General features: G+C 63.8%; 23 protein-coding genes and 1 tRNA gene. 12 read left to right on the top strand and 12 right to left on the bottom strand.

The features are described 5' to 3' along the window. Position 1 precedes the first annotated feature (1 nt). The gene (locus ACZI8R_RS17230) at positions 2 to 628 is read right to left on the bottom strand and encodes a TetR/AcrR family transcriptional regulator (RefSeq protein WP_463380878.1); all 627 of its coding nucleotides are present in this window, start codon (positions 626 to 628) and stop codon (positions 2 to 4) included. A gap of 3 nt (positions 629 to 631) precedes the next feature. After that, the gene (locus tag ACZI8R_RS17225; RefSeq protein ID WP_463380877.1) at positions 632 to 1,393 is read right to left on the bottom strand and encodes an acetoacetate decarboxylase; all 762 of its coding nucleotides are present in this window, start codon (positions 1,391 to 1,393) and stop codon (positions 632 to 634) included. A 114-nt stretch (positions 1,394 to 1,507) separates the two neighbouring features. Here ACZI8R_RS17225 and ACZI8R_RS17220 point away from each other — a divergent pair, with 114 nt between their 5' ends. Then, a complete protein-coding gene (locus ACZI8R_RS17220; protein ID WP_463380876.1) occupies positions 1,508 to 2,371 on the top strand; it encodes a 3-hydroxyacyl-CoA dehydrogenase family protein in 864 nt (287 codons plus the stop codon). 4 nt (positions 2,372 to 2,375) lie between these two features. Here ACZI8R_RS17220 and ACZI8R_RS17215 read toward each other — a convergent pair whose 3' ends face one another. Further along, positions 2,376 to 2,909 carry a GNAT family N-acetyltransferase gene (locus ACZI8R_RS17215; protein WP_463380875.1) on the bottom strand — a complete coding sequence of 178 codons (534 nt, stop codon included), beginning with the start codon at positions 2,907 to 2,909 and terminating at the stop codon, positions 2,376 to 2,378. Between the two features lie 268 nt (positions 2,910 to 3,177). Between ACZI8R_RS17215 and ACZI8R_RS17210 the strand changes: the two genes are divergently transcribed. The 3 genes from ACZI8R_RS17210 (at position 3,178) to ACZI8R_RS17200 (ending at position 6,499) form a co-directional block, all read left to right on the top strand. Next, on the top strand, positions 3,178 to 4,449 hold the full coding sequence (locus ACZI8R_RS17210) for a YncE family protein (RefSeq protein ID WP_463380874.1): 1,272 nt from the start codon (positions 3,178 to 3,180) through the stop codon (positions 4,447 to 4,449). Between the two features lie 129 nt (positions 4,450 to 4,578). Continuing rightward, positions 4,579 to 5,964, top strand: coding sequence for a GntP family permease (locus tag ACZI8R_RS17205; protein ID WP_463380873.1), 1,386 nt, complete (start codon positions 4,579 to 4,581; stop codon positions 5,962 to 5,964). Positions 5,965 to 5,995: 31 nt separating this feature from the next. Further along, complete coding sequence (locus tag ACZI8R_RS17200) at positions 5,996 to 6,499, top strand: gluconokinase (protein ID WP_463380872.1); 504 nt, start codon at positions 5,996 to 5,998, stop codon at positions 6,497 to 6,499. Here the strand turns inward: ACZI8R_RS17200 and ACZI8R_RS17195 are convergent, their stop codons facing one another. Continuing rightward, positions 6,500 to 7,219, bottom strand: a complete 720-nt coding sequence (locus ACZI8R_RS17195) for a FadR/GntR family transcriptional regulator (protein ID WP_463380871.1) — start codon at positions 7,217 to 7,219, stop codon at positions 6,500 to 6,502. Between the two features lie 65 nt (positions 7,220 to 7,284). Next, a complete protein-coding gene (locus ACZI8R_RS17190) occupies positions 7,285 to 7,929 on the bottom strand; it encodes a GntR family transcriptional regulator (RefSeq protein ID WP_463380870.1) in 645 nt (214 codons plus the stop codon). A gap of 208 nt (positions 7,930 to 8,137) precedes the next feature. On the opposite strand from ACZI8R_RS17190, the gene ACZI8R_RS17185 reads away from it, so the two are divergent. Beyond that, positions 8,138 to 9,352 (top strand): lytic polysaccharide monooxygenase, encoded by a 1,215-nt coding sequence (locus ACZI8R_RS17185; RefSeq protein ID WP_463380869.1) that lies wholly within the window; start codon positions 8,138 to 8,140, stop codon positions 9,350 to 9,352. A gap of 77 nt (positions 9,353 to 9,429) precedes the next feature. Here ACZI8R_RS17185 and ACZI8R_RS17180 read toward each other — a convergent pair whose 3' ends face one another. The 3 genes from ACZI8R_RS17180 to ACZI8R_RS17170 all read right to left on the bottom strand — a co-directional run bounded on the left by ACZI8R_RS17180 (position 9,430) and on the right by ACZI8R_RS17170 (position 11,993). Further along, entirely contained in the window at positions 9,430 to 10,062 is a 633-nt protein-coding gene (locus tag ACZI8R_RS17180) for a hypothetical protein (protein ID WP_463380868.1), read from the bottom strand. Positions 10,063 to 10,098: 36 nt separating this feature from the next. Then, complete coding sequence (locus ACZI8R_RS17175) at positions 10,099 to 10,344, bottom strand: hypothetical protein (protein WP_463380867.1); 246 nt, start codon at positions 10,342 to 10,344, stop codon at positions 10,099 to 10,101. A gap of 65 nt (positions 10,345 to 10,409) precedes the next feature. Further along, positions 10,410 to 11,993, bottom strand: a complete 1,584-nt coding sequence (locus ACZI8R_RS17170; protein ID WP_463380866.1) for an FAD-dependent oxidoreductase — start codon at positions 11,991 to 11,993, stop codon at positions 10,410 to 10,412. A gap of 118 nt (positions 11,994 to 12,111) precedes the next feature. On the opposite strand from ACZI8R_RS17170, the gene ACZI8R_RS17165 reads away from it, so the two are divergent. The 5 genes from ACZI8R_RS17165 to ACZI8R_RS17145 all read left to right on the top strand — a co-directional run bounded on the left by ACZI8R_RS17165 (position 12,112) and on the right by ACZI8R_RS17145 (position 17,093). After that, positions 12,112 to 12,693 carry a TetR/AcrR family transcriptional regulator gene (locus ACZI8R_RS17165; protein ID WP_463380865.1) on the top strand — a complete coding sequence of 194 codons (582 nt, stop codon included), beginning with the start codon at positions 12,112 to 12,114 and terminating at the stop codon, positions 12,691 to 12,693. A gap of 172 nt (positions 12,694 to 12,865) precedes the next feature. Beyond that, the gene (locus tag ACZI8R_RS17160; RefSeq protein ID WP_463380864.1) at positions 12,866 to 13,612 is read left to right on the top strand and encodes a sigma-70 family RNA polymerase sigma factor; all 747 of its coding nucleotides are present in this window, start codon (positions 12,866 to 12,868) and stop codon (positions 13,610 to 13,612) included. A 105-nt stretch (positions 13,613 to 13,717) separates the two neighbouring features. Further along, complete coding sequence (locus ACZI8R_RS17155; RefSeq protein WP_463380863.1) at positions 13,718 to 14,932, top strand: acyl-CoA dehydrogenase family protein; 1,215 nt, start codon at positions 13,718 to 13,720, stop codon at positions 14,930 to 14,932. Further along, positions 14,929 to 15,954 (top strand): phosphotransferase family protein, encoded by a 1,026-nt coding sequence (locus ACZI8R_RS17150; protein WP_463380862.1) that lies wholly within the window; start codon positions 14,929 to 14,931, stop codon positions 15,952 to 15,954. Before ACZI8R_RS17155 ends, ACZI8R_RS17150 begins: the two co-directional genes overlap by 4 nt. A gap of 224 nt (positions 15,955 to 16,178) precedes the next feature. After that, complete coding sequence (locus ACZI8R_RS17145) at positions 16,179 to 17,093, top strand: hypothetical protein (protein ID WP_463380861.1); 915 nt, start codon at positions 16,179 to 16,181, stop codon at positions 17,091 to 17,093. 71 nt (positions 17,094 to 17,164) lie between these two features. On the opposite strand, the gene ACZI8R_RS17140 is transcribed toward ACZI8R_RS17145, so the two are convergent. Together ACZI8R_RS17140 and ACZI8R_RS17135 are read right to left on the bottom strand one after the other, a co-directional pair. After that, positions 17,165 to 17,235: transfer RNA gene (locus ACZI8R_RS17140), tRNA-Gly, on the bottom strand. A 73-nt stretch (positions 17,236 to 17,308) separates the two neighbouring features. Next, positions 17,309 to 17,668: a VOC family protein gene (locus tag ACZI8R_RS17135; protein ID WP_463380860.1), complete on the bottom strand. Its 360-nt coding sequence runs from the start codon at positions 17,666 to 17,668 to the stop codon at positions 17,309 to 17,311. 39 nt (positions 17,669 to 17,707) lie between these two features. Between ACZI8R_RS17135 and dcd the strand changes: the two genes are divergently transcribed. After that, positions 17,708 to 18,277 carry a dCTP deaminase gene (gene dcd / locus ACZI8R_RS17130; RefSeq protein WP_463380859.1) on the top strand — a complete coding sequence of 190 codons (570 nt, stop codon included), beginning with the start codon at positions 17,708 to 17,710 and terminating at the stop codon, positions 18,275 to 18,277. Here dcd and ACZI8R_RS17125 read toward each other — a convergent pair. Next, a complete protein-coding gene (locus tag ACZI8R_RS17125) occupies positions 18,274 to 19,128 on the bottom strand; it encodes a DUF559 domain-containing protein (protein WP_463380858.1) in 855 nt (284 codons plus the stop codon). The two genes, dcd and ACZI8R_RS17125, sit on opposite strands and share 4 nt — an antisense overlap. Positions 19,129 to 19,292: 164 nt before the next feature. Between ACZI8R_RS17125 and ACZI8R_RS17120 the strand changes: the two genes are divergently transcribed. Then, on the top strand, positions 19,293 to 20,012 hold the full coding sequence (locus ACZI8R_RS17120) for an alpha/beta hydrolase (protein WP_463380857.1): 720 nt from the start codon (positions 19,293 to 19,295) through the stop codon (positions 20,010 to 20,012). Here ACZI8R_RS17120 and ACZI8R_RS17115 read toward each other — a convergent pair whose 3' ends face one another. Next, entirely contained in the window at positions 20,013 to 25,499 is a 5,487-nt protein-coding gene (locus tag ACZI8R_RS17115) for an ATP-binding protein (protein WP_463380856.1), read from the bottom strand. Positions 25,500 to 25,538 lie beyond the last annotated feature (39 nt).

The raw sequence follows: 25,538 nt of genomic DNA, 5'->3' as shown, positions 1-25,538 counted from the left end.
TTCAGGCGTCCGGACGGGACAGGCCGGTGAGAACGCCGAGAACTGCTGCCCTTCGTACTTCGTCAGGGTGGTCGTAGGTAACACTCTGTCCGGCAGCGCCAACGTGGGCGGCGATCACTGCATGAGTGAAGGTTTCTTCTGCGATGGTCACAACGCGGCCGGCCTGAGCTACCGCCTCCAACAGTGGTGGCTGCAAAAGGGATCGGAGCTGGTCGGCGTGCTGCCGAAGTAGTTCGGCGACGTCGGGCCGGTGGTAGGCCTGGCTGACGAAGACGGCCCGGATCGCGAACCATGCCGCATCGACCGGCAGCGCAGCGAGGACCTCTTCTACGCTTTCTTCCAGAGTTCCCCCTGGTGCCCCACCGTTCACTCTGGCCAACGCCTCTTGCATGCGCTCGGCGATCTGAATGCTGTGCTCTTCGTAGAGTGCGAAGAACAATTCGTCGACGGTACTGAAGTTCGAATAGAAGGCACCGCGTGTGAATCCGGCCCGGGCGCAAATGGCTTCGACGCTGACGTTGGTCGACCGATTCTCTTCGAATGCCGCAGCCGCCGCCGCGACGAGTTGCGCACGTGTTGCGGTCCGGCGGCGGGTGGGGCGACTCGATGGCCCCGGTTCGACAGTCATTCGTTACTCCGTGTGGGAGGCACCGGCGTTGGCGAGGTAGTCGTAGACGGGCTCCACCGGTGCAAGGGTGAGATCAGTGATCACATGGCTGGCAGAGACTACTTCGAGCACCGGGAGATCTGCCATGGGGGCCATGACATGCTCGAACAGTTGCAACCGAGCCGGGCCGGTCCACGCTTCTTTCACGGTGATGTCCGTAATTTGGGTTCGGACGAGATGTGAACGAATGATCCCTTGGCTGAAGACATCCGGGACGATCTTGACCATGAACGTCGGGGCAGCGATCTGTGCCTTCGCCTCGTCGAGATCCATCGCCTGCCACTTGTAGGGCATCGTCGCAGTCGCCACGCGTTCCGAACCGCGGTCGAGGGTGCCGACGAGCGCGCTCGTATCGACAGTCAATCGCGGCGTTCCGGCAACCTTGGGAAATGCGCTGATCTCACGGCCGGCCACGGTCGCGGCGAAGTTGTCGAGGTACATCGAGGGCAGGTACTCGCCGTGCTCGCCCTCGAACTCGACAGCGACGGCCTGTCCGGACTCGGTGTACGGACCGTACCCGTCCACCTCGCCCATCTTCATCACCTCGAACCGGACCAGCGGGTCGGTGATGGTCAGGGGTTTCGGGACGAGGGCGCGAAGCGCATCCGGATCGGTGCGGTAGACGACGTTGAAGTACTCCCGGTCGGTGAACCGGGTAGCGCGCAGGGGGTACACCGGCACATCGAGGGGTGTCAGTCCCTGACGAAGCACATCGGACTCTTCCATTCGGATTCCCTCCACTCGGTATCGGCAATTACGATACAATATGTATTGAATACAGTATGTATCGAACCAAGGTGAGGGTGCAACCCTGCACCGGACGACCGAAGGGATCTGCTCATGTCATTCACGCTTCCTCGGAATGTTCAGGACCGACCGGTCGCAGTGATCGGCGGCGGAACCCTCGGGCGTCGGATTGCCCTGATGTTCGCCACCCGTGGCGGCACCGTGCGTCTCTTCGACCTCGATGCCGATGTGCGAAAAGAAGCCGTGGATTACGTGGAGAAGACGCTCGACGACGTGGTCGCCGAGCGGGACGGCGCAAAGAAGGGCACGGTCGAACCGGCGGACACGACAGAGTCAGCCGTCGCCGATGCATGGCTGGTCATCGAGGCGGTCCCCGAAAACCTCGACTTGAAGCGAAAGATCTTCGGTGAGCTGGACGGCCTCGTTGGTGCCGACACCATTCTCGCGAGCAACTCGTCCTCGTACGCGTCGAGTGAATTCATCGACAACGTGGAGCACACCGAGCGGGTACTGAACATGCACTTCTACATGCCACCCGTGCAAAATGCCGTGGACCTGATGAGCGACGGGCACACCGATGAGGCCATCATCGAGTTCCTCCGTCACGAGCTGCCCGAGTACGGCGTCCACCCGTTCGAGGCGCGTAAGAAGTCGACCGGGTTCATCTTCAACCGCATCTGGGCTGCGATCAAGCGTGAATCTCTTGCGGTCGTGGAGGAGGGCGTCGCGACTCCCGAAGACGTCGACCAGATGTTCATGATCAACGTCGGCAGCTCGTTCGGACCATTTCAAATGATGGATCAGGTCGGTCTGGACGTCGTCCTCGACATCGAGAATCACTACGCCGAAGAGAACCCACATCTTCCCGAGGGGCCCCGGCGTCTACTGAAGACCTATGTCGATGACGGGAACCTCGGCGTCAAGACCGGCAAGGGCTTCTACGACCACTACAAGTGACCGTTCAGGGCTGCGCGGAGGGCGTCATTGTGACGAACCTGGCTGTGCCGTCCTCGATTCGAATGCTCTCTTGCTCGAACCCTGCCTTGATCAAGACCTGGATCGAGGCAGGGTTCGACAGTTCGACGTCGGCGTATACCGTGTGGACTTCCGGTGCGGTGAAGGCGAAGGCTGTCAGGCTGCGGGTGGCTTCGGAGGCGTAACCGCACCCGCGTCGAGACGGCACGATGCCGTATCCGATTTCGATGGCTCCGTCGGTGGGTGGCCACTGTAGGCCGATCGAGCCGACGACCAAGCCACTTGCACGTTCCACGATTTGGCGGTGGCCGTACGCGCCGAGCCAAGCCGGAAACTCGGAGAAGAGGCCTGCGACGACGCAATCACCCTCGGCGGGAAAGTCCTCGGCCCAATGTGAGAGCCGGTCATCGTCGAGCACGGCTGTGACCTCGCTCGAGGTCCACGACCGCAGTACGAGGCGGTGTGTAGTCAGGTCAGTATCGCCTGCCGCGGAAGATGACGACACGTCGTTGTCAGTCATGTTCGTCAACCTCCGTTGTTGTGATCGTGTGCGTCGCACGTCCCGCGACGCTAGCAACGCGCAGTCACACCGGCCAATCATTTTTGGGCAAGGCGCCAACGGCACAGCGGGAATCGTCACGATCAGTGCGTAGTTTTTGGTAACTGCCACGAATACCGGGATTTGCACCCGCGTGGTCGGAACCGTCGAATAGGTTGCCGGTGTTTACCTCGGCGCCCGCCAGGCGTTCGTTTCCCCGCATTTGTCCCCGTACCAAGGAGGTTCGTTCATGGTGAGGCGTGCCATCGGCTCCAGCCCGAGATCCCGGAACATGGTGTCTGCACTCGTGGCGGCAGTGGCATTCACTGCACTGTCCGGCACCGCTGCTGCCGATCCGGCGAGCGCTGCCGGCGACGGCCTCAGAGAGGTTCTGTTCGTCGGGAACAATTGGGAAGGCACTGCGGACGTCATCGAGGCGACGGGGTCGTACGGCAAAGTCGGTCGCATCAACGCGATCCCGGACAAGGACGAGCGTCTGGCCGAGATCTATTCGAACCCGATCAAGCTTGCTTTTTTTCTGGGGATTCGGCAGACGGTGGGTGAAGGTCACGACCAGTACATAGACGATCTGTACTCGACGAACGACGGGCGTTCGATCGTTCTGTCGCGACCCAGCTTTGCCGATGTGGTCTCGATCGACACCGCAACGGGTCAGATCAACTGGCGCTTCCCTGTTTCCGGTTCCCGTGCAGACCACATGGCCATGGCTCCAGACGGGTCCACGGTCGCGGTGTCGGCATCGACCAGCAATACAGTGCACGTGATCGACGTTGCGACCGGCACCGAACGGGGACAGTTCGCCACCGGGGACAAGCCGCACGAGAATTTCTATACCCGAGACGGCAAGTACATCTGGAACATGGCAATCGGTGAGGTGAACACGCCCCTCGATGCGCCGTTCCTGGATTTCACCAAAGGTGATCGATACATCACGGTTGCCGACACCGCGACGTTCGAACGGGTTCGCAAGATCGACATGCGAGAACGGCTCGACGCGTTCGGTCGTAAGGACCTCTCCGATTCGGTGCGACCCGTCGCGTTCACACCGCAGGAGGACAAGCTGTACTTCCAGGTGTCGTTCTTCAACGGGTTCGTCGAGTACGATATTCCGAGCGACAAGATCACGCGGATCAAGGAACTCCCCAAGAATCCGGAGACGGATCCCGCTCGTTCTTCTTGGGTCAACGACTCGCGTCACCATGGCCTGTCGATGAGTCCGGACGGGGACAAGCTCTGTGTCGCAGGAACAATGGATGACTACGCGACCGTCGTCGACCGTCGGACCCTCGACGAGGGGCCGCTCGTTCCGGTCAGCAAGCCGTATTGGGCGACCGTCAACGGCGACGGAACCGATTGCATCGTGTCCGAGAGCGGTTCTGATTCCGTGTCGGCGATCAGCTTCTCGACAGGGGAGGCAGTGGCAAATATTCCGGTCGGCGATCATCCCCAGCGCGTGCGGCTCGGTGTCGTCCCATCTGCGTGGAGTGGGACGCCGAACTGAATCGCCTCCAGTCGAGTGCCCGATCGGTAATACATACGATGTATTAGATTGATCGCTTGCAATCGTATGATTTATGGGCCACAGTGATCCCGGTCACCACCTGGCCGCATCGACTGGAGCACTGAAGACATGACCAGCACCGCACTGCTCGCTGCCGCGGGCGAACCGGGTCAGGAAGCGCGTTTGATCACCTCGGCAGTGGTCGGCGTAGCCGTGATCATCGGTTTGATCACCTGGCTGAAATTGCACCCGTTCGTATCGCTCGCGATCGGCGCCGTCGGTGTCGGGATTGCTGCGGGACTGGGTGCAGCCGACTCGGTCGCCTCCTTCGTGGACGGCTTCGGCTCCACCATGGGGAGCGTCGGCATCCTCATCGGATTCGGTGCGATGTTCGGCAAGCTGCTCGCCGATTCGGGTGGCGCGGACCGCGTCGTCGACACGTTGGTCGGACACTCCGGGCCTCGGACGCTGCCGTGGATGATGGCCCTGGTCGGCGCGGTCATTGGACTGCCGATGTTCTTCGAGATCGGCCTCGTACTGCTGATGCCGGTGATCATTCTCGTGGCTCGTCGATCCGGGCTGTCCCTGATCCGGATCGCAATTCCGACGCTGGCCGGGCTCTCCGCGATGCACGGACTCGTTCCGCCGCATCCCGGTCCGTTGGTGGCTGTCGACGCCCTCGACGCCAACCTCGGCCTGACCTTGGGGTTCGGCGTCCTCGTCGCAATTCCGACCGTGATCGTCGCGGGCCCGCTGTTCGGAAAACTTGCTGCCCGTTGGGTCGACGTTCCCGTGCCCGAGCTGTACCTCACCGCCGAGGACACCGACGGCGAGGCGCAGCGACAGCGACCGGGCTTCGCGTCCACGCTTGTCGCGATTCTGCTGCCGGTAGTCCTCATGCTCGGCAAAGCGATCGCCGACGTGGTCACGCCCGATTCGGCGGGACCGGCAAAGTCCACGCTGGATTTCCTCGGCACCCCCGTGGTCGCGCTGGGTCTGGCGCTCCTGGTAGGAATGGTCCTCCTCGGCCGCGGCGGCGGGATGGACCGCAAGGCGATCGCCGGATCGCTCGAGAGTGCGCTCCCTCCCATCGCAGGAATTCTGCTCATCGTGGGAGCGGGCGGCGGATTCAAACAGGTACTCATCGACACCGGTATCGCCGACGTGATCGCGGATTCGATCAAGGGCAGCGCGCTTCCCGTCCTCTTCCTGGCATGGCTTGTGGCAGTACTGATTCGCGTTGCGACCGGTTCGGCAACCGTGGCGACCGTGACCGCGTCCGGAATCCTCGCTCCGGTGGCCGCAGAACTCACGTCGACCCATGTCTCGCTAATGGTGCTGGCGATCGGCGCGGGCTCACTGTTCCTCTCCCACGTCAACGACGCCGGATTCTGGCTCGTGAAGGAGTACCTCGGGGTCAGTGTGGTGCAGAACCTCAAGACGTGGTCGCTGATGGAGTGCGTGATTTCCGTGACCGGACTCGCGGGCGTGCTCGCGTTGAGCCTGGTGGTCTGAGGCCGGGATGACGAACAACGAAGGTGGCCACATGCCAGTGCTCGTGCTGATGGGGGTCTCCGGCTCCGGGAAATCCACGGTGGCCGGCATCATCGCGGGGCGCCTGGGGTGGGACCTGCAAGAAGGGGATGCGCTGCACCCGCGCGCGAACCTGGAGAAGATGACGGCCGGGCTGCCACTCGACGACGAGGACCGCTGGCCGTGGCTCGGGCTGATCGCCGGCTGGATCACTGCCCACACCGAGGCCGGCAGGCCCGGAATCATCACCTGTTCGGCACTGAAACGTAGCTACCGCGATGCCCTTCGGTGCGATGGTGTCGTGTTCGTTCATCTCGCCGGTGCGACTTCTCAGATCAGGGAGCGTCTGACTGCGCGGCTGGATCACTACATGCCGACGTCATTGCTCGAATCACAATTCGCGGCACTCGAACCGATCGAACCGGACGAGAACGCGATCGTCGTGGACGTGGGCGGCTCGCCCACCGAGGTTGCAGCCGAGATCATGGCGAAACTCGAGCAGCATCGCGCGTCCTGATCAGGACTGGCCGTCTCGCAATCCGTCAACGGCGGCAGCGGATTCGGTGACGATCTCGCGCATTGCGGCTTCTGCTTCGTCGCCGTCGCCGGCCTGAATCGCAGACGCGACGACGCCGTGCAGTCGGAGCGCCTCGGGCTCCGCGACGTGCGGCATCAGGGAATGGCGGGTGCGGCCCTCGAGGATCTCGACCACGATATCGCCCATCGCCCGCAGCATCGAATTTCCGGACGCGGCGAGCAACGTGCGGTGGAAGTCGGAGTCGTGCTGCAGGTATGCGGCGGTGTCGGCGGCGCGAGAGGTGGACGACATGCCGATCACAGCCGAGGTGAGTGCACCGCACTGTTCCGGCGTTGCGCGAGCTGCGGCGAGTCGGGCAGCCAGAGGCTCTATCCCCGAACGCAATTCGCTCAGTGATGACAATTGCTCGAAACGTCGTGGTCCCGCCAGATTCCAGCGGATCACATGCGGGTCGAGGGAGTTCCAGCAGTCTTGTTCCCGCACCGTGATGCCGACTCGGCGGCGCACCTCGATCATGCCCAGCGACTCCAGGACCCGGACCGCTTCGCGGACGACCGTGCGCGAGACGTCGAAACGCTGCACGACGTCGTCCGCGGAAATCGTCGTGCCGGGTGCAATGTCACCGGACACGATGTCCTGCCCGAGCCGATCGAGAGTCGTCTCGTGCAGCTGAGAATACGAACGTTCGTCGCGAACCACCCCACGATGGTCTCACGGTGGGTGCCGCTTCGAGAGGAACGGGAGGGTGCGGGGCAGGCCGATACTTACATCAGCTTTCGGATCGAATCCTCGAATTCGGTGACGTGTCGAGCGGTGATGCGGCCGGCCTGCTCGGCACGTCCACCGACGATGGCGTCTATGAGCTCGGTGTGAGCATCCATATGTAGTGCCGCAGAGGGGATTCGGCCGAGAAAGGTGCACCAGATGCGCCTGGCGTGGGCGTCGAGGCGGGTCAGAATCTGTGCCAGGAACGGGTTGCCCGAGGCGCTGTAGATCGCCCGATGGATGCGCATGTCCATGGCGATGAGTAGTCGCTCGTCGCCTTCGATCGTTCCGGCTTCCTCTGCCAACTCGGCGAGTGACCGGCGAGCGGCGGGAGAGGCGACCTCTGCTGCTCGTGTGGCAGCCAGGGGTTCGAGTTGAATTCTGATGTCCGAGATCTGTCGGAGTGCAGTGATGTCGACCGTGGTGGAAAAGGTGCCGCGTCGTGGATACGAGATCACCAGTCTGTCCTGTTCGAGACGCTTGAGGGCTTCGCGCACAGGGGTTCGACCGGTGCCGAGCTCGGCCGCAATCTGCACGTCGTTGATCGGCTCGTTCGGGGCGATTTCCAACAACGCCAAGCGGTCGCGGAGGATCTCGTACGTCATGTCCGCGGCCGTCTCGTGCTCAGGCTCTATCGAGGCCATCATTTGCTCCCTCGGCATCGATATATCAGTGATCCATTACTAGTACATGAAGTGGTGACCTGGTGCAACGAGCACCGTCGCCGGTGCGATCCTGCTCACATTGCATGACTAATATATCAGTTGTCGCTATCTTATGTATGTATCCGCACTCGATCGTGCGGACCAACCATCCAGCCCTCACAAGGGGCTCGAACATTAGGGGACAGACATGGGAGCCAACTCACGTATCGACGTGAAGAAGATCGGTATGGCATCGGCGCTTGCGGCAGCGATCGCTGTCGGAGGAGGTGGTCTGGCAGAGGCCGACCCCACCTCCGAGGAACGCGCGCCCCGAGCCACCACTTCCGCTGACGCCAACACGTTTGCGGCTCAGACTCGGCACGGATTCGTCGGCAACAACGAATCGGACGTCACGGCACGAGCGGCAATGAAGGAAAATACCGATCTGGGGGCGGTTCAGTGGGAACCGCAGAGTCTCGAGGCACCGAAGGGCTTTCCGCAGGCAGGCCCGGTTGACGGCAAGATTGCGTCCGCCGGCACCGCTATCGGAGCGAATCTCGACGAGCAGTCTCCGACACGGTGGGTGAAGAACAGGGTGAACTCGGGTGACATCAACGTGGGCTGGAACTTCACGGCGCCCCACAACACCTCGAAGTGGCACTACTACATCACGAAGAACGGGTGGGATCAGAATGCACCGCTGAGTCGCGCAGAGCTGGAGCCGCTCGCGACCGTCGAACATGATGGCTCGCATGCGTCGAACAACCCGACGCACCGCATTTCACTGCCGGCTGATCACACGGGATACCACGTAGTCCTAGCGGTCTGGGACGTTGCCGACACTACGAATGCCTTCTACAACGTCATTGACCTGGACATTCAGAACGGTGGGGCGCCGGACAACCCGGACGTGCCCGAGAACCCGGACGTGCCGGAGAACCCGGACGAGGGGCAGCCCGACAACCCGGAGGCCCCAGCGGCGCCTACGGCTCCGACGCACCTGCACTCGATGGGGACGACCTCCTCGAGCGTCGACCTCATGTGGTTCGAGTCGACGGACGACGTCGGCGTCGAGCATTACGAGATTTCACGCTCCACGAGTGGGGGTGCTTTCGAGTCGATTGCCAATGCCGACGGACTCACGTTCCTCGATTCGGGCCTCGCGGCGAACACGGAGTACCGGTACAAGGTCGTGGCGCACGACGCAGACGGAAACGTGTCCGAGGACAGCAATGTTCTGACAGTGACCACGCAGCCAGGGGAGACGGCACCTGACGCTGCTCCCGCCTGGGACCCCAACGCGCGGTACAGCATCGGTGACCGTGTCACCCACAACGGCAACACCTACGAAGCGCTCCAGGCGCACCAGGGATACGGCGATCCGAACTGGATCACCGCGCCTGCGTTGTGGAAGAAGCTCTGACCTGACATGAGTGAGAGGGAGGGTGCGGGGCATTCATGCCCCGCACCCTCCCTCTCTGTGTGTTGTGAAGCCGGCCGTCAGAGTGCATCCCATGCGGCCGCTGCGCAGTAGCCGGCGGTGCCTCCGCCCACGCCCGCCGCAGTCAGGCAGGCGATGTAGCCGGGCAGGCTTCCGAAGGAGCACACCGCTGTCGCTGCCGCGATGACCCATGCAGGAATGCCTGCGCTTGCGAGACAATCGTTGAGGGCAGAGACTGCGTCTCCGACGCCCTTCGGCTGGACCTGCGAGTCATCCGCCGAGAAGTCGTCGTCCGTGGTGAGTTCACCGTTCTGCCACACCTTGGCATGCCCCGAGTTCTTGTCCGTCTCGGTGAAGTGGGCTTCCGTGTAGTCGGCAACCTTCCCGTCTTCGATGACGGCCATCACGTTGCTGTACTCCGAACCGGCGTCGGTCAGCGGGATCATGACGAGAGTCCGGCCGGCGTCGTTCACCGTGCTGGTGGACCCCTCGAGATCGAGTTGGTCTTCCTTGGCCTGAAGCTCGAGATCGCCGGACTCGATGGCCTTTTCGACGATACCCTGGTTGTCGGAACTGGTTGCTTCGGTGGTTGATTCAGCCGACGGTGCCGCTATGGCGGCCGGAGCGAATCCGATCCCTGTCGCCATCGTGGCGAGAACAGCGGTCGAGGCGATGATGGTGCGCAAGCGCATGGGTGTCCTTCGATCGTTGGGAGCTGTCCGAGCGTCCTACTTGCGATGGATGGTGCCTCGAACGCTGACCAACCCGCCGATGACGACGGTAGCGATTACGGCGATGCCGAGGCCTATTCCCGCGTAACCGAGCCAACCCGTTGCCGATTCAGGGAAGCCGCGGTCCGAGACGGCTGTTGCCACCAGGTACACAACGAGTGCGGCGACGAAGGTGAGGCCCGCCACCCCCGCAATGCGTGACGTCTTCGGCTGTCGATTGGTTCGATCGTCTGAGGTATCCATCCCCGGTAGGAGAACATCTTCGAGCCGCGAGTGGGAACCCATGTAACTGGGCGTCATTCGAAAGTTCACTTCCGTGTTCGGCGCCTAGGATGGCAAGCGGTCAGCTCCAGCGCAGCGCTCAGAGATTGGGTTGGAGAAGCTGGAGCATGGGTGGTGCGCCATGCGATGTACCCATCGGGTCGCACGAGCGTGGCGCCGTCGGCCTCGACGCCGTACGCGACCGGAAAGGTCTCGGGCTCCGACATCTTCACTTCGGAGCCGATGTGGACGAAACGGACGGAAACTCCCAGGCTTTCCGCAACGTCGGTTGCGGCACTTGCCCACCGGGCATCCTCGGACAGCAGCACCCACCCGCGTTCGAACAGGTCGAGTGTCGAGCGCTCCTGCTGGTCGAAGGTGATCCACAGATGTGGTGCGCGGGTGCCGGGCTGACCGACCCATTGGTCTGGGCGCTGTGCGGGCGGGAGGTCCGCGTCCGCCCCCAGGACGGCTGCCGAGCGGTAGAGCTGCCCGAGTTCGATTGCGGCGTCGTCGAGTACGGGAACATTCGATTCGTGAGTGGTGAGGTAGGCCTTGTAGTCGGCACGGGCGAAGAGCTGGTCGTGTCGTAGGTCGGCGATGGGCCGGCGCTCGGCGTCGTAGGTGTCCAGCAGTTGCGGTGCGGACTCCCCGGATAGGACTGCTGCCAGTTTCCAGGCCAGATTGTGGGCGTCGTCGATTCCGGTGTTGGCCCCGAAACCTCCTCGATTCGGGGGCAATTGGTGGGCCGCGTCGCCGGCAAGGAAGACTCGTCCGGCCGAGAAGGAGTCGGCGATCGATGCGGCAAGTTCCCAACGGCCGGTGGTGACCAGTTCGATCGGGATGTCGGTGCGGCCGATCGCCCGCTGCACGATCCGGATCTGTTCGTCCGCGTCGCGATCGATGTCGTCGCTGAGCATGAGTACCCATCGGCCGTCGGAATAGGTCGTCAGGAATGCCTGCAGGCCCGGCTGCTCGATCTCGAACTGCACGACGCCGTGCTCGAGGTACTCGTCCAGCGGTGCGCGGAACAAGATGCTGCGCTGGACCGACAGTGGTCCGACCCCGTGGCGGTCGATGCCGAGTGACTTGCGTACGGGGCTGAGGGCGCCGTCCGCGGCCACCACGTACCGGGCGTCCAGTCGGTATTCGTGGCCGTCTTCGCGTCGGCGCAACAAGGCCGTCACGCCGTCGCTGTCCTGGGTCAGGTTGACCAGTTCGGTGCCCGATCGCAATTGTGCGCCCAGTTCCTGAGCCCGCTCGCGCAGAATGGGTTCGAGTCGATCCTGAGTGATGGCGATCGCGTGAACGGGTGAGTCGTCGGCCCCGTATGCGCCCTTGCCGCCGGGGCTCCACGGGTATTCCTCGTGCCAGGTGCCGGTGAGGCTCTCGACCCGTGCTCGACGAGGGGGCTTCATGCCCTGAAGTGAGGCGGGGACCTCGACGCCGGCCTGCCGGAAGTGCTCGACAGTACGAGTCGTGAAGCCGATGGCTCGCGGATGGTCCGAGCTGCCGTGGTGCTTGTCGATCACGACGGCCGGTATTCCTTGCCGCGCAAGGAATACCGCAGCGGAAAGGCCCACAAGGCTTCCGCCGACGATCAGTACTGGGGTGGTCTCGTTGTGGTTCATCTCGGCGCCTCTCCGTTGGTTCAGGCTTCTCTGACTTCTCCCAGGAAAGCACAACTGAATCAATAAGACAACTGAGTAAAGATAATGATCGAGTTCAGTAGTTTGTTAGAGTGGTGAGATGACTGAGCCGCAGGGACGCCGGGAGCGCAAGAATGCACAGACGCGTCGGGCGCTGTCCGACGCTGCGTTGCGACTGTTCATGGAGAACGGATATGACAAGGTCAGCGTCAAGGAGATCGCCGACGCGGTGGACGTCTCGGCGCCGACGGTGTTCAAGCACTTTCCGGACGGCAAGGACGCGCTGATCTTCGACGACGGTGTCGAACGACGTGAAAGCCTGCTGTGTGCGGTGCGCGAACGTGCCGCCGGAACGTCCGTGCTGGCCGCACTGCGTGAGTTCATGGCCGGTCGCGGGCCGTTCGTGTCGGATCCAACGCCGGAGATGCGCAAGCGCACCGATCTCATCATGAACACGCCGGCCCTGCGCGACTACTCGCGCAAACTGTGGATTCGATGCGAAGCGCCTCTGGCGGCCGCTGTAGCCGCCGAGCTCGGTCGCGACGTCGACGACCTCACCGCCCGCGCCGTTGCCAGGTACGTCCTCGAGATCCCGCAGTTCCTCGGCGACGAGTCCGACCCCCATGCCGCCCTCGACGTGGTCTTCGATCTACTCGAAAACGGCATTCGCGGCGGTCTCTGAATGGCGATGAAACTAGTTGAAGAATCTACTGGCGAGTAGTGGTTTTACTTTTCGATGGAAGCTGTAACGCTAAGTGCGAGACTGGTTCTGCGCTATCGAGCAGTGTGTGGCACGGTAGGTATCGTGAGGTCGGCACTCGACTTCGATTACCTTGCGACTGCAGATAGGAGTGATGACCGGTGAGGTGTTCGGTCGCCTGGTCTCGGTGGTACTGCGTGCTGGCTGTCCAGTGATCGAAGAGCCTGAAGAGCGTTGGGACGACATATCATTTGCTCAGGCCGAGCGACCGGACTCGGATGTCTCGATAGTTGGGTCTGCGGCGCGTGCCTCGATGCTGGTCGAGCGGATTGGCGACGGAGATCGAGACGCTTTCGACGACTTCTATCGGCTGACCGCAGTGAAAGTCTTGGCAATGATCGTGCGACTACTGGGTGACCGCACGCAGGCGCACGAAGTGCATCAGGAAGTCTTCCTGGAAGTGTGGCGCCGGGCCGACCGATACGAACCCGGGCGCGGAAGTGCTCTCGGCTGGGTGATGACTCTTGCTCGTCGACGCGCGGTGGACCGAATCCGCTCCGAACGCGCACGCAGTGAGAGGGAGACGGCGTACGCGGCACGGGCCGAACGGCCGCGTAGTGACGAGGTCTTCGACACCGTCTCGAAGCACATCACCTGTCAGTCCGTTGTTTCCATCCTGCATGGCCTGACTGTGGTCCAGAGAGAGTGCGTCTTCCTGGTCTACTACCACGGGTTGAGTCGACCGGAGGTGGCCGCGCGACTCGAAGTCTCACTACCAGCAGTCAATTCGCGGATTCACGGTGCGGTCACGAAGCTGCGGTCGAGTGTGGGAGCCGACGCGACTCAACTCTTCCGGGCAGCTTCGGATACGCAACCGGCTCGGACCGGCGCCGGCCTGTAGGAGCCCGGGCGCGGCGAGTCAGGCCTCTTGACGGCTGGTGGAGGGTGTGCGACCGTACGAGCCAGTACCGAGCGATCGATCGGTCGGCATTTGTGGAGGTAGATCATGGCGGTGGATTTGTCCTATGCGCCCGAGGTGCAGGATCTCGTGGAGCGAACCGATGTATTCGTGCGGGACGTGGTCGTGCCGATCGAGGACGAGCACGATGGTGACATCGCCGCTGCCGGCGGGGACAGGTTGCGCGTCGAACTGCAGACCGAGGCAAAGCGTCGGGGACTTCTCGCGCCGCACGCACCGGCGGAGTTCGGTGGCCTGGGGCTGAACATGAGCGATCGGTCCCCGGTGTTCGAAGCTGCGGGCTACTCGCTGTTCGGCCCGGCCGCGATGAACATCGCGGCACCCGACGAAGGGAACGTGCATCTTCTTGCGCACGTCGCGAGCCCCGAACAGAAGGAAGAGTTTCTGGCCCCGCTCGCACGCGGCGAGGTGCGCTCGTCGTTCGCGATGACAGAGCCCGCGCCGGGTGCTGGATCCGATCCCTCCGCACTCACCACTCGCGCGGAGAAGGTGCCCGGCGGCTGGAAGATCAACGGTCACAAGTGGTTCATCACCGGTGCGGACGGTGCCGGCTTCTTCATCGTCATGGCGCGCACGTCCGGAGCGCCGGGAGACCGCGGTGGCGCCACGATGTTCCTGGCTCCTGCCTTGGCTCCGGGCATTCGCGTCGACCGGCACATCACCACCCTCGATCGCGCGATGATCGGCGGTCACTGCGAGGTGTTCTTCGACGACCTGTTCGTGGCCGACGACGCGGTACTCGGCGCCGTCGACGAGGGCTTCGCCTATGCGCAGGTGCGGTTGGGCCCCGCTCGCATGACACACGTGATGCGGTGGCTGGGTGCGGCTCGTCGCGGCCACGACGTTGCCGTGAATTATGTGGCTCGCCGCGACGGCTTCTCGTCGCGACTCGGTGATCTGGGGATGGTTCAGAAGATGGTTGCCGACAACGAGATCGACATCGCGGCCACGCGCGCCCTGCTGACGCGCGCGTGTTGGGAACTCGATCAGGGTGAGCCCGCATCGAACTCGACGGCCATCGCGAAGACGTTCGGTTCCGAGGCGATCTTCCGGATCGTCGATCGTTCGATTCAGATGTGCGGCGGCATGGGTGTTTCGTCCGACCTGCCTCTTGCGCGACTGTCCCGTGAGGTTCGGCCGTTCCGGGTGTATGACGGACCGTCAGAGGTCCACCGCTGGGCGCTCGCCAAGCGGGTCGTCGGCAAGGCCAAGCGGGCCGCGCGTGAGCAGGAGCAGGCATGATCGCGAACAAGTTCGATGGGCTGGACCTAACTGCGCTGCAACGCTTCTTCGATGACAAGGGCGTGTCGACCCAGGGTCAACTGCATGCGCGACTGATCTCCGGTGGCAAGTCCAACCTCACCTACGAGATCTTCGACGACGTCTCACGCTGGGTGCTGCGACGGCCCCCGACCGCCGGGCTGACGCCATCGGCGCACGACGTCGCCCGGGAATACCGGGTGTGCGAGGCACTGCAGGGCTCGGCGGTTCCGGTGGCGCCGACGGTCGCCCTATGCGAGGACGAGTCGGTGATGGGAGCTCCCTTCGCGGTCACCGGGTTCGTGGAAGGGCCAGTGATCCGCACGGTCGACGATCTCGATCGACTCTCCAACGATGAGGTCGACTCGTGTGTAGGGGAATTGGTGCGGGTGCTTGCAGCGCTGCACGACATCGATCACCGTGCGGTGGGGCTGGAGTCCTTCGGTCGACCGGACGGTTACCTGTCGCGGCAGGTGGCGTTGTGGGCTCGGCAGTGGAGTCGGGTCAAGACCCGCGAACTGTCGGACCTCGAGCGTCTGCACGACCTACTGCAGAACAACTTGCCGACGAACTCGCAGGTTGCGATCGTGCATGGCGATTACCGGATCGACAACACGCTGGTGGCCGCCGACGATCCCGGCCGGGTGGTCGCGGTGGTGGACTGGGAATTGTCGACGCTGGGTGACCCGCTGGCCGATCTTGCCCAGATGTGTGTGTATCGGAACCCTGCTCTCGACCTCATCCTCGGTGAGCCTGCGGCGTGGACGAGCGACCGGCTACCGTCCGCCGATGCCATCGCCGGGATGTATTCGGCGGAGGCGGGCAGGGACCTCGGAAACTGGGGTTTCTACCTGGGGCTCGCCCACTTCAAGCTTGCTGTGATCGCCGAGGGAATCACGCACCGTCATCTCGCCGGCGCCACGACGGGAGACGGCTTCGCGAACGCCTGCGAGGCCGTGCCTCCTCTCGTCGCTGCAGGATTGTCCGCAATGGAAGGGAACTGATGACTCCCACTGCATTGATTACCGGGGCGGGAGTCTACAAAGCCGCACACACGACCTGAGAATTGCAAACACCGAGTGTCGAGCGAACTCTGGGCAGTCCGGGCAAGAGGGATGCGTGGGTGGAGGCCTGTTCGTCGAGGCCTTGACAGTGGGTCGTTCGCGGCGCTTGACTGAAATGCGAGTTTCGTGTTGATTCGCTCGATGGTTCTCTGAGAGGCCGACTTATGCGCGGAGTACGGCTAGTGGGCCCAAGGCGTCGACGCGGAGCAACCCCTCATCGCAGAACCATCTCGGTATTGACACTGGCTGGAGTGTGCGTCGTCTCCTTGGCAGCTGGTCAGCTCGCGGGCACCCAGGCAGTCAGCGCCGAGCCAGCGGCGGACACCGGGTTCGCGATCCCCTTCGTCGGGGCGCCCGGCTTCGAGGGCTCGGCTCCGACTCAGGTGACCAGTCCTGGGCAACTCAACCAGCCGATCGGTCAGCAGGCGGCGGACGAGATCGCCGGACAGATAGGGCTCGACAAGGCTGACGTTTTGTCCGCACAGCAGTCTCGCGAACTCACCACCGGCGGCGGAGTCGGCGGCAGCGGCGATGCCGCCGAGGTGATCAATGCATGTCTCCAGATTCTCACCAATACGAACGGGCGCCCCCTCTACTCCACCGTTGATGGCCACTCCACGCCGTCGGTATTGGCTAGCTACGGGCTCTTCGTCGACCCCAGCGGGATGCTGGAAAGCCCAGCCAATGCTGACGCGCCGACGCGGCAGGTGAACTCCATGATCGCTCCTGGCGGATTTGTCGGCACATGGATGAGGAACAACGGGGCGGAACGAACGATGATCGCGCTCTACCGATCGGCATACACGGTGCAGGCGGTCTATGGTTTTGCGGCGCAACAGATGTCGGGCACAGCTCAACTGGTGACCAACACCAAGGGAAATGTGAGTTCACAGGTAGGCATGTCGATGGCGCCGCCGCTCTGGATAGTGAACTTCGCTCTGCTCTACGTGGTGGATCCCGCCATCGCAGCTGCGATGCCCGCCTACTGGACTCCCATACCTACGCAAGTTGCCGACGCCATCAAGTCGAGCCCCACCGGTCAGGTTCCCTACAACGAGTATGCGTCCCACTTCCGGTGATTCGATTTCGATCGACCGGGGCCGTATTGGATCACGTGGTTTGGAGAGAGAAGCGACGAGAGAGAAGAGAGAGCCGATGACGGGAATCGAACCCGCGTATTCAGCTTGGGAAGCTGATGTTCTACCATTGAACTACATCGGCATGCATGATATTGGGCGCCCGTAAGCAGGCCCAACACCCTGCGGCCGCAACATTATCAGACGTCCAAGAGCTATCATTCCAAGGGCGCGCGGCTGCTGAGGACGCAGAATTCGTTGCCCTCCGGGTCAGCAAGAACAATCCATGAAACGTCGCCTTGACCGACGTCGGCGTGCGTGGCGCCCAACTCCAGTAGTCGACTGACTTCGACGATCTGGTCGTCCGGGCGGAAGTCCAGATGGAGCCGGTTGAACGTCTTCTTCTCGTCCGGGACTCCGATGAACAGCAGTTCCGGTTGCGCGCCGTTCGGTGGTCGAACGACCACGTCGCCGTCGTCGTCTTCGTCGGCCGCCCAGCCGAGGGCACGCGCCCACCAATGCCCGAGCATGCGCGGATCGAGCGAGTTCACGACGAGTTGTTCCCACTGGAGACCCATGCCGGAACGCTACCGCCGCAGACCCGCTAACCTCTACCCGTGCTGCTCTCCGATCGTGACATCCGTGCCGAACTCGACTCCGGACGCCTGGGGATCGAGCCGTACGACCCGACGTTGGTGCAGCCGTCATCGGTCGACGTGCGCTTGGACGGCCTCTTTCGGGTCTTCAACAACACCAAGTACACGCACATCGACCCAGCTCAGCGGCAAGACGAGCTGACTTCGCTCGTCGAGCCCGGCGAAGGCGAACCGTTCGTACTGCACCCCGGTGAGTTCGTTCTGGGCTCCACACTCGAGGTGTGCTCACTGCCGGACGATCTCGCGGGTCGTCTCGAAGGCAAGTCCAGCCTCGGCCGTCTCGGGTTGCTCACGCACTCGACGGCCGGCTTCATCGACCCCGGCTTCAACGGTCACATCACGCTCGAGCTGTCCAACGTCGCCAACCTCCCGATCACGCTGTGGCCGGGCATGAAGATCGGCCAGCTGTGCCTGCTTCGCCTGTCCAGCGCCGCCGAGCACCCTTACGGAAGCTCCTCGGTGGGCTCCAAGTACCAGGGGCAGCGCGGCCCGACGCCGTCGAAGGCCTACCTCAACTTCGTCCGCGACTAACTCGCAGCAAGAGACTTCCTCCTACGCCGCACCACAGCGATGATCTCGTCCACCACCCGGTCCAGCGTGCCGTTCACCGTGGCCGCCGAATAGCGCAGCACCAGCCACCCGCCGAGGACGAGCTCGTTCTGCCTGCGCCGATCATTGGTGAAGGTACGGGCATCACTGTGAAACTCACGCCCGTCGATCTCGACCACCACCCGCGCTCGGTAGTCCACCAGGTCCCCGTAGTAGGGCCCGATCGGTGCGTTGATCTCCATGAAGAACCCGCGTGCGGTCAATCCCCGCGCCACCATGCGCTCCGGCTCCGACGCGGTGAACGGGCACGCCGTCCGAGGCTGCCGGCGCATCCCGGTGACGCCGTGCATACCCCCGGCTTCGTCGCAGCGCCGGCGTAAGGCAACGGACGACAACTTGCCACTGAGCCCTCCGTCGACGGCCCGTTCCATGTCCGGCCGCGTCAGGACCACAGAGATGTCGATGCAAGCCTGTGCCATCGAGACCACCGGAAGTCCGTACAGGTGGTCGGCGACTCCGACGTCGGACCGGCGATGCAGCACGAGCCAATCAGGACACCTGATCTGTGCAGACAACGGAACGGTGGCCTCTACCTTCGCTGGCTCCTCCGGCAGTAGGCCCCATAGCCAGGCAGCCGTGGTGTGACTGAGAATCGCCCGCGACTTCCACACGGTCACGGCCCTGCACCTCGTCAGGTACGTGGGTTCTTCGACCGAGTAGACCGCCGGGAGCACGCGGTGGAGGGCTCCGTTCTTGGTCCGATGGACGATCGCACTGCGTGTCAGCCCGGACGCGAGCAGCTGGGCACGCGTGTACACCTCGAATTCCCCCACCCCTCAGACAATGGCCGAACCGCCGCACCGGCGGAAGCCCCGCACCGTCGGATGTGGATGGAACGTGCCGGAGTGCACACAAATCTGCATAACGAACGGGATCCCGCCGCAAAACGCGATTTGTGTGCACTGAGGATCGTTCGGAACGCGTCTAGGCTGTCGGCGTGGTCGAGCAGTTCGTGACAGTGCCCAAATCGGGCGACTCTGCGTTGTTGTATATCCCCAACGAGGTGGCTTGGGGTCAGCCGATCGAGCTCGTCTACTACCTCCACGGCCGTACGGGAACGTGCGAGGTGATGAACGAGCGCCATCACCTGCGTGACGCACTGCTCGCCGCCGGATACGCGGTGGCCTGCCCGCAGTTGCACGGTGACCAGTGGGGAAATCGCCTGGCGCAGGACGACCTTGTCGCGCTGGACGAATGGATCTCCGCAAGATGGCCGGTGAAGCGGCGATTCGTGGTCGGCGAGTCCATGGGCGCCGCGGCTGCTGCGAACATGGTGCGCCTCGGTGAACTCTCGGTGGACGCGGTCGCATTCATCGCGCCGTCACTGTCCATCCAAGCGGTGTGGGATCGCGACGACGAGGCGAGAGCATCGCTGATCGGCGCGTTCGACGTGAATCCGGACGGCACGGATCTGTCCGACAAGACCCGCGAATGGGACGTCACACGGCACGACTCGGCGGAGTACGCGGGGCTCGAAGCGATGGTGTTCGCTTCACCAGACGACCCCATCGCGAACATCTCTGTCGTGACGGGGCCGTGGGTGGATGCTGTCCGCGAAGCGGCAGCGAAAGTGCAGTTCGTCGAGGTGTCAGGCGACCACGTCTCGGACGATCATTTTCGTCCTAACGACGTGGTCGCCTACTTCGATTCTTTCTGATCAGCTCGTTTCGAGCGTGCGGCCCATTCCGCGCGCCACGGCTGCCGCGATGCTGGGACGTAGTTCGGCTGCCGGGACGATGTGGTGCACCGACCCGACTTCGCGAGCACGCTCGATGTTGTGGATGGCCTCGAACTCCTTGGCCACCTCGCCGAGCTTCGCGGAGCGGGCGGCAACCCGCTGCTCCTGAAGTTCGACGCCGAGACGAGCCTGCTCACTCTCGTCGCCTGCTGCGGCCAGCGCTGCCTCGAGTTCCTTGACGGCCGGGTCAGCCTTGGTGCGGGCGTTTACCTCACGGGTGAATACGACTGCGGCTGCGGGGGCGCCACCGAGAACCGACGCGAAGGAGCCTTCTACTGCAAGGACTTCCATGTTGTCGTTGAGTGCTCCGGAGAACACCACGAACGCACCACCGTGGTAGCGGGAGACGACACAGAACACGATCGGACCGTCGAAGTTGACGATGGCCCTACCGATTTCGGCACCGTACTCGAGCTGGATGTTGCGCAACGATTCCGGTGATCCGTCGAATCCGGACAGGTTGGCGAGTACGACGACGGGGCGGTTTCCGCTCGCCGCATTGATCGCGCGTGCCGTCTTCTTCGACGAGTGCGGGAACAGCGTTCCGGACGTCCACTGGTCCGGGCCGTCCGCTGGGAAACGGCCCTTGCGGGGGATGGCTCGTGATTCGATACCGATCACGCTGACGGGATTGCCGTCCAAGTGGGCATCGAACACCACGGATGTGTCGGCGCCGGCCATGTCCGCCCAACGCTCGAGAACGCCGTGATCCTGATCGACGACAGACCGCATGACGGTACGAATGTCGAACGGCTTCTTGCGTTCCGGGTTGGTCTCCGAGGAGAAGATGTCGCCGACGGTGGTGAAGTCGCTCGACGGGTGCACGTGCGGGTAGGTCCGCACGTCTCGGTCGATCGGGTCCGTCGTGTCGGCCTTGCGAGGGAATCGCTCACCGGGCGCGAGGTAGGCGTGCTCGTAGTGCGCGAACAGAACATTGCATGCCGCAGTGAGATTGGGTGCCCAATACTGAGCTTGACCGTTCGGCCCCATCACGCGGTCGTAGCCGCCGATGCCGAAGTTGTCCTCTGCGGACACGCCACCGGAGTAGTCGAGAGACTGCTTTCCGGTGAGCACCATCGCACTGTCCGGTGTCATCACGAGGATGCCCTTGGTGTGCGTGAGCATGGTCGCCTCGGCGTTCCAGTACGGCTGCGCGCCGACGTTGATGCCCGCGACGACGACGTTGATCTCGCCTCCGCCCTGCGTGAACGTGACGATCCGGCGCAGTGCGCGTGACACCCAGTCCATGTTCTCGGTGCCGCTGTCCATCGAGATGGTGGCGCCGGACGAGAGCGCGAACCACTCGACCGGGGCGCCGATCTTCTCGGCCATGTCGATTGCGGCGACGACGCGCGAGCACTCGGCCTCGGCAACCGTGCCGAGAGCCTTGGTCGGATCACCGAACAGGGCAACGCGTGTCATGCCCTCGGGATACCGCTCGGTGGGAGTGGTGACGAGGCCGACGACGATGCCCGCCTTGTTCTTTCCATACGGACGTTCGACCGGAACCAAGATGCCGAGGGCATCGAAGTCGTATTCCACGAACGTGCCGTCGCGCCCGGCAAGCTGAGGAATCAGCTCGTAGGGGTAGACCGTTCCGCGAGCACGCGAACGCTTCACCTTCTGGGTGTACTCGTCCAGGGGCTGCATGGGTTCGGTGGGCGGCTCGGTGATGTCGACGACCACACCCGCACCGGACCGGTACGTGAACCGCATTGCGACCTCGCGAGGTTCGCTGTCCGGGGTCTCGCGCAGCCGCGCCATGATGATGATCTGCTCGAGGCCCGCGCCCACGGTGAGGCGTGCTGCGTTGTGGGCGACGATGTCGATCTGATCGGCAGCAATGTCGAGAACGGGCCATGCGTAGAGCACGACACGGTTCGCGTCGAGTCGACGACTGCTCCCGCGACGAGCCTGTTCGCGACGAATTCCGTCGAGGCAGGCAGCGAGGGTTCGCTCGATCGCCGGCATCGCGACGATGTCTCCCGACTCGTCGTACTGCGGGCTGACGTCGCGGATCTCGGCCAGCGCGATGAGACGCTCGTCGTCCGTGTTGTCCTTGCCCACGAGGCGGTAGAGATAGGTATCGGGTGCGGCGGGGAGCCTTGTGCCGGTGAAGTTCTTGAATCGCCACAGGTCGAGACGCTGGCCGGTGAGAGGATGCATGTCGCGAATCGACAGATCCTCCTCGAGACCGCCCGCGCCGGGACGGAACGTGAACTGGTGTTCTCCCGATTCGGATACGCCGAGCACCGTCACGGTGAACCGTCGAGTTGCCGCGATCTTCTGGCCGGCAGAGATCTTCGCCAACAGGGCGGCGGACATCTCGTCGGCGTCGGCAGGGGCGTCCGGCCACGAAAGGTACAGGTCGGCAACGAGACTGAGCTTGTCCGCCGTGTCGGGGGTGAGGTTTGCGATGCCGGTCAGCGTGGTGTCGAGCGAGTCGAAATCGCTGATCGTGGACACGAGATGAAGCTGCTGACCCTGCAACTCGAAGTTGCCTGTCACGAAGGGCTTCTCGTCCTGCTCGAACGTCTTGACGTCCAGCAGTGTCCGGATCCGGTAATAGCGACGCGTCGTCGCCTCGAGGAGTGCGCACAGATCCGATCCGCCCTTGGAGATGCGCTGTGCCAGAAGGGTGTTGAGCGGCTCGGGCACCGCAGCGAGGGCCTCGACGCGTTCGACGTAGTCGGCGGCGTCAGGCTGCTCGGACAGGTAGGCGAGGCTCCCGCGGACGCCGTCGTAGACCTTCTGGCGAGCGTCCTGGATGTGCGGCTCCTCGAAGAACCGGTACCGCAGGTTGCGGGCCACGTCACCGATCACGGGGTAGCGAACCTGGGTTGCGAGGATGAGGCGATCGAGAACGTCGGAGAGCTCGTGCGATCCCTCGGGTGTGGTGCTCTTGGCGAGCCACCGCTCGAGCAGTGACGCGACGACCGGGATCTGGTTGTCCATGCGCTGCTGCGCGAGGAACAACCGGTAGACGGCTTCCTCGACCTCGGGCGTGCGCTCGAGTTCGGTCACCTCGTAGTGGGTGAGTGCCTGAGAGAGCTTGGTACGGAACCCTTCCGGGAGCCCTTCACGCTCGGCGTCGAGCGAGTGCAGGTACGAGTGGAAGTGCTCGCGGGGGCTGTGGACACCCTCGGGCGAACGCTCTTCGTCCGGTGCCGGACGATTACGGGACAGCTCGCACACGTCCGCGAAGATGGTGAGAAGGCCGAGTTCGGCCTTCACGAGACCGCAGTCGTTGGCGGGCTGCTGATCGCACAGCGCGTCGTATTCCGCGAGCAGAGCGCTCGCGCGGTTGGCGCTCACGTCGTAGCCGGTGATCATCGCGCCGAGCGACCGGAGGCGGTCGAGGGCATCGTCGAGTACATCCGGGCTGGCCACCGGGGTGGGCAGATCGAACTCGACACGTGGAATGTGCGAAGTGGTCGTCTCCTCGGCGACCCGATCGACCCGCAGCAGCGGAGCGCCCGCATCGACCTGCGCGTTGACGGTGCCGAGGATCTCGCGAACGGTGCCCGCATAGGGGGCGCGGATCGCGGTCTCCATTTTCATGGATTCGAGAACGACCAGGGTTGCGCCGGCCTCGACCTCGTCGCCGACGGCTACCGGTACCGCGACCACCACGGCCGGGGCGGGTGCACGCACGACGCCCGCTTCGTCCTGGCTGACCTGGTGGCTGGTGCCGTCGACCTCGACGAGATATCCGGTGGGGCCGGCCACGGTGACGATCTGGTAGCGGCGGCCACCGATGGTCAGTCGGGACTTGAACTCACCGAGCGTGTCGCGTTCGACCTCGACCGGACCGCTGTCGCCGTCGACGAGGTAGTGATGGGGGCCGATCTGCCCGACCTTCAGCTTGTACGCCTGCCCCTGGTAGGTGAGCTCCACGGCGCGGCCGATGGTGTGGTTGGCCCGTGGGCGCCCGCCCCGGGCCGAGGCGAGGAACGAGGTGCGCTCGAGCGCTTCCTCGGAGTCGTACACCTCGATCGCCCCCGCGATCAGTGCCACGTTGGCGACCTTGCTCGGCTCCGTGCGTTCCCCGGCTCCCGAACGATCGAGCCAACCGGTGTCGGCGCTCGCCGAGATCACCTCGTCACGATCGAGCAGGTCCAGCAGGAACGACTTGGTAGTGGTGCCGCCGTCGAGGACGACGGTGGTCTCCCGCAGGGCGTTGCGCAGTCGCGCCAGAGCCTCGGAGCGATCGCGACCCCACGCGATGATCTTGGCGACCATGGAGTCGTACTCGGGCGGGATGACATCCCCGGATGCGATACCGGTATCGACGCGAATGCCCGAACCGAGCGGAAACTCGAGCAACTGCACGGTGCCGGGGGCGGGGGCGAACCCGTTGTCCGCGTCTTCCGCATTGAGGCGGGCCTCGACCGCGTGGCCGAACTCCGACGGGCAGTCGCCGACGAGCGGGTCGCCTCCGGCCACCTGAATCTGCAGCTTCACCAGATCCAAACCGGTGGTGGCCTCGGTGATGGGGTGCTCGACCTGCAGGCGGGTATTGACCTCGAGGAACGTGAAGATCTTCTGCTCGGGCTGGTACAGGTACTCGACGGTGGCGGCGCCGCAGTATTGCGCGGCACGCACCAGGTCCGCGGACACGGTGCGCAGGTGGTCGGACTGCTCCTTGGTCAGCAGCGGGGAGCTGGACTCCTCGATGACCTTCTGGTTCCTGCGCTGGATGGAACAGTCGCGGACACCGGGCGCCCATACGTTGCCGTGCGCGTCGGCGATGACCTGAACCTCCACGTGCCGGGCGTCGGTGACCAGACGCTCGAGGAACACCACCGGATCGCCGAACGATCGCAGCGCCTCACCCTGAGTGCGTTCCAGAGCGAGTTCGAGTTCGTCCTCGACCCACACCTTGCGGATACCACGACCGCCGCCGCCGCTCCTGGCCTTGATGATCAGCGGGTATCCGATGGCCTGTGCATGCCGGCGGGCATCGGCGCGGGTGTCGACCGGACCACCACTCCACGGCGCGACGGGGACGGACACCTTCTCCGCAAGCAGTTTCGCCTCGACCTTGTCACCGAGCAGACGCATCGCCTCGGCGGACGGGCCGATGAACGTGATGCCCAGACCGGTCACCAACTCGGCGAACGCGGGGTCCTCGGCGACGAAGCCCCAGCCCACCCACACGGCGTCCGCGCGGGTCTCGATCAGGGCTCGCTCGAGCTCCTCGTGATCGAGGTACGGGTTGCCGGCCGTCTCGCGCAGGCACACCGTGTCGTCGGCCTGGCGAACGAACATCGCGCGACGCTCGGCCTCCGTGTGGAGCGCGATCGTGGTGATGTCGTGGTCGTGCTCCGCATTGAGCTCACGCACCGCCCGAATGAGCCGCACCGCCGATTCACCACGATTGACCACTGCAATCCGCTTGAACATCCACTGCCACCGTTCTCGTATATTCACTGTCGGGCACGC

The organism is Rhodococcus huquni (assembly GCF_055231055.1).
Note: the sequence above shows the minus strand (reverse complement) of the source record. Positions and strands in the feature narration are given on the sequence as shown.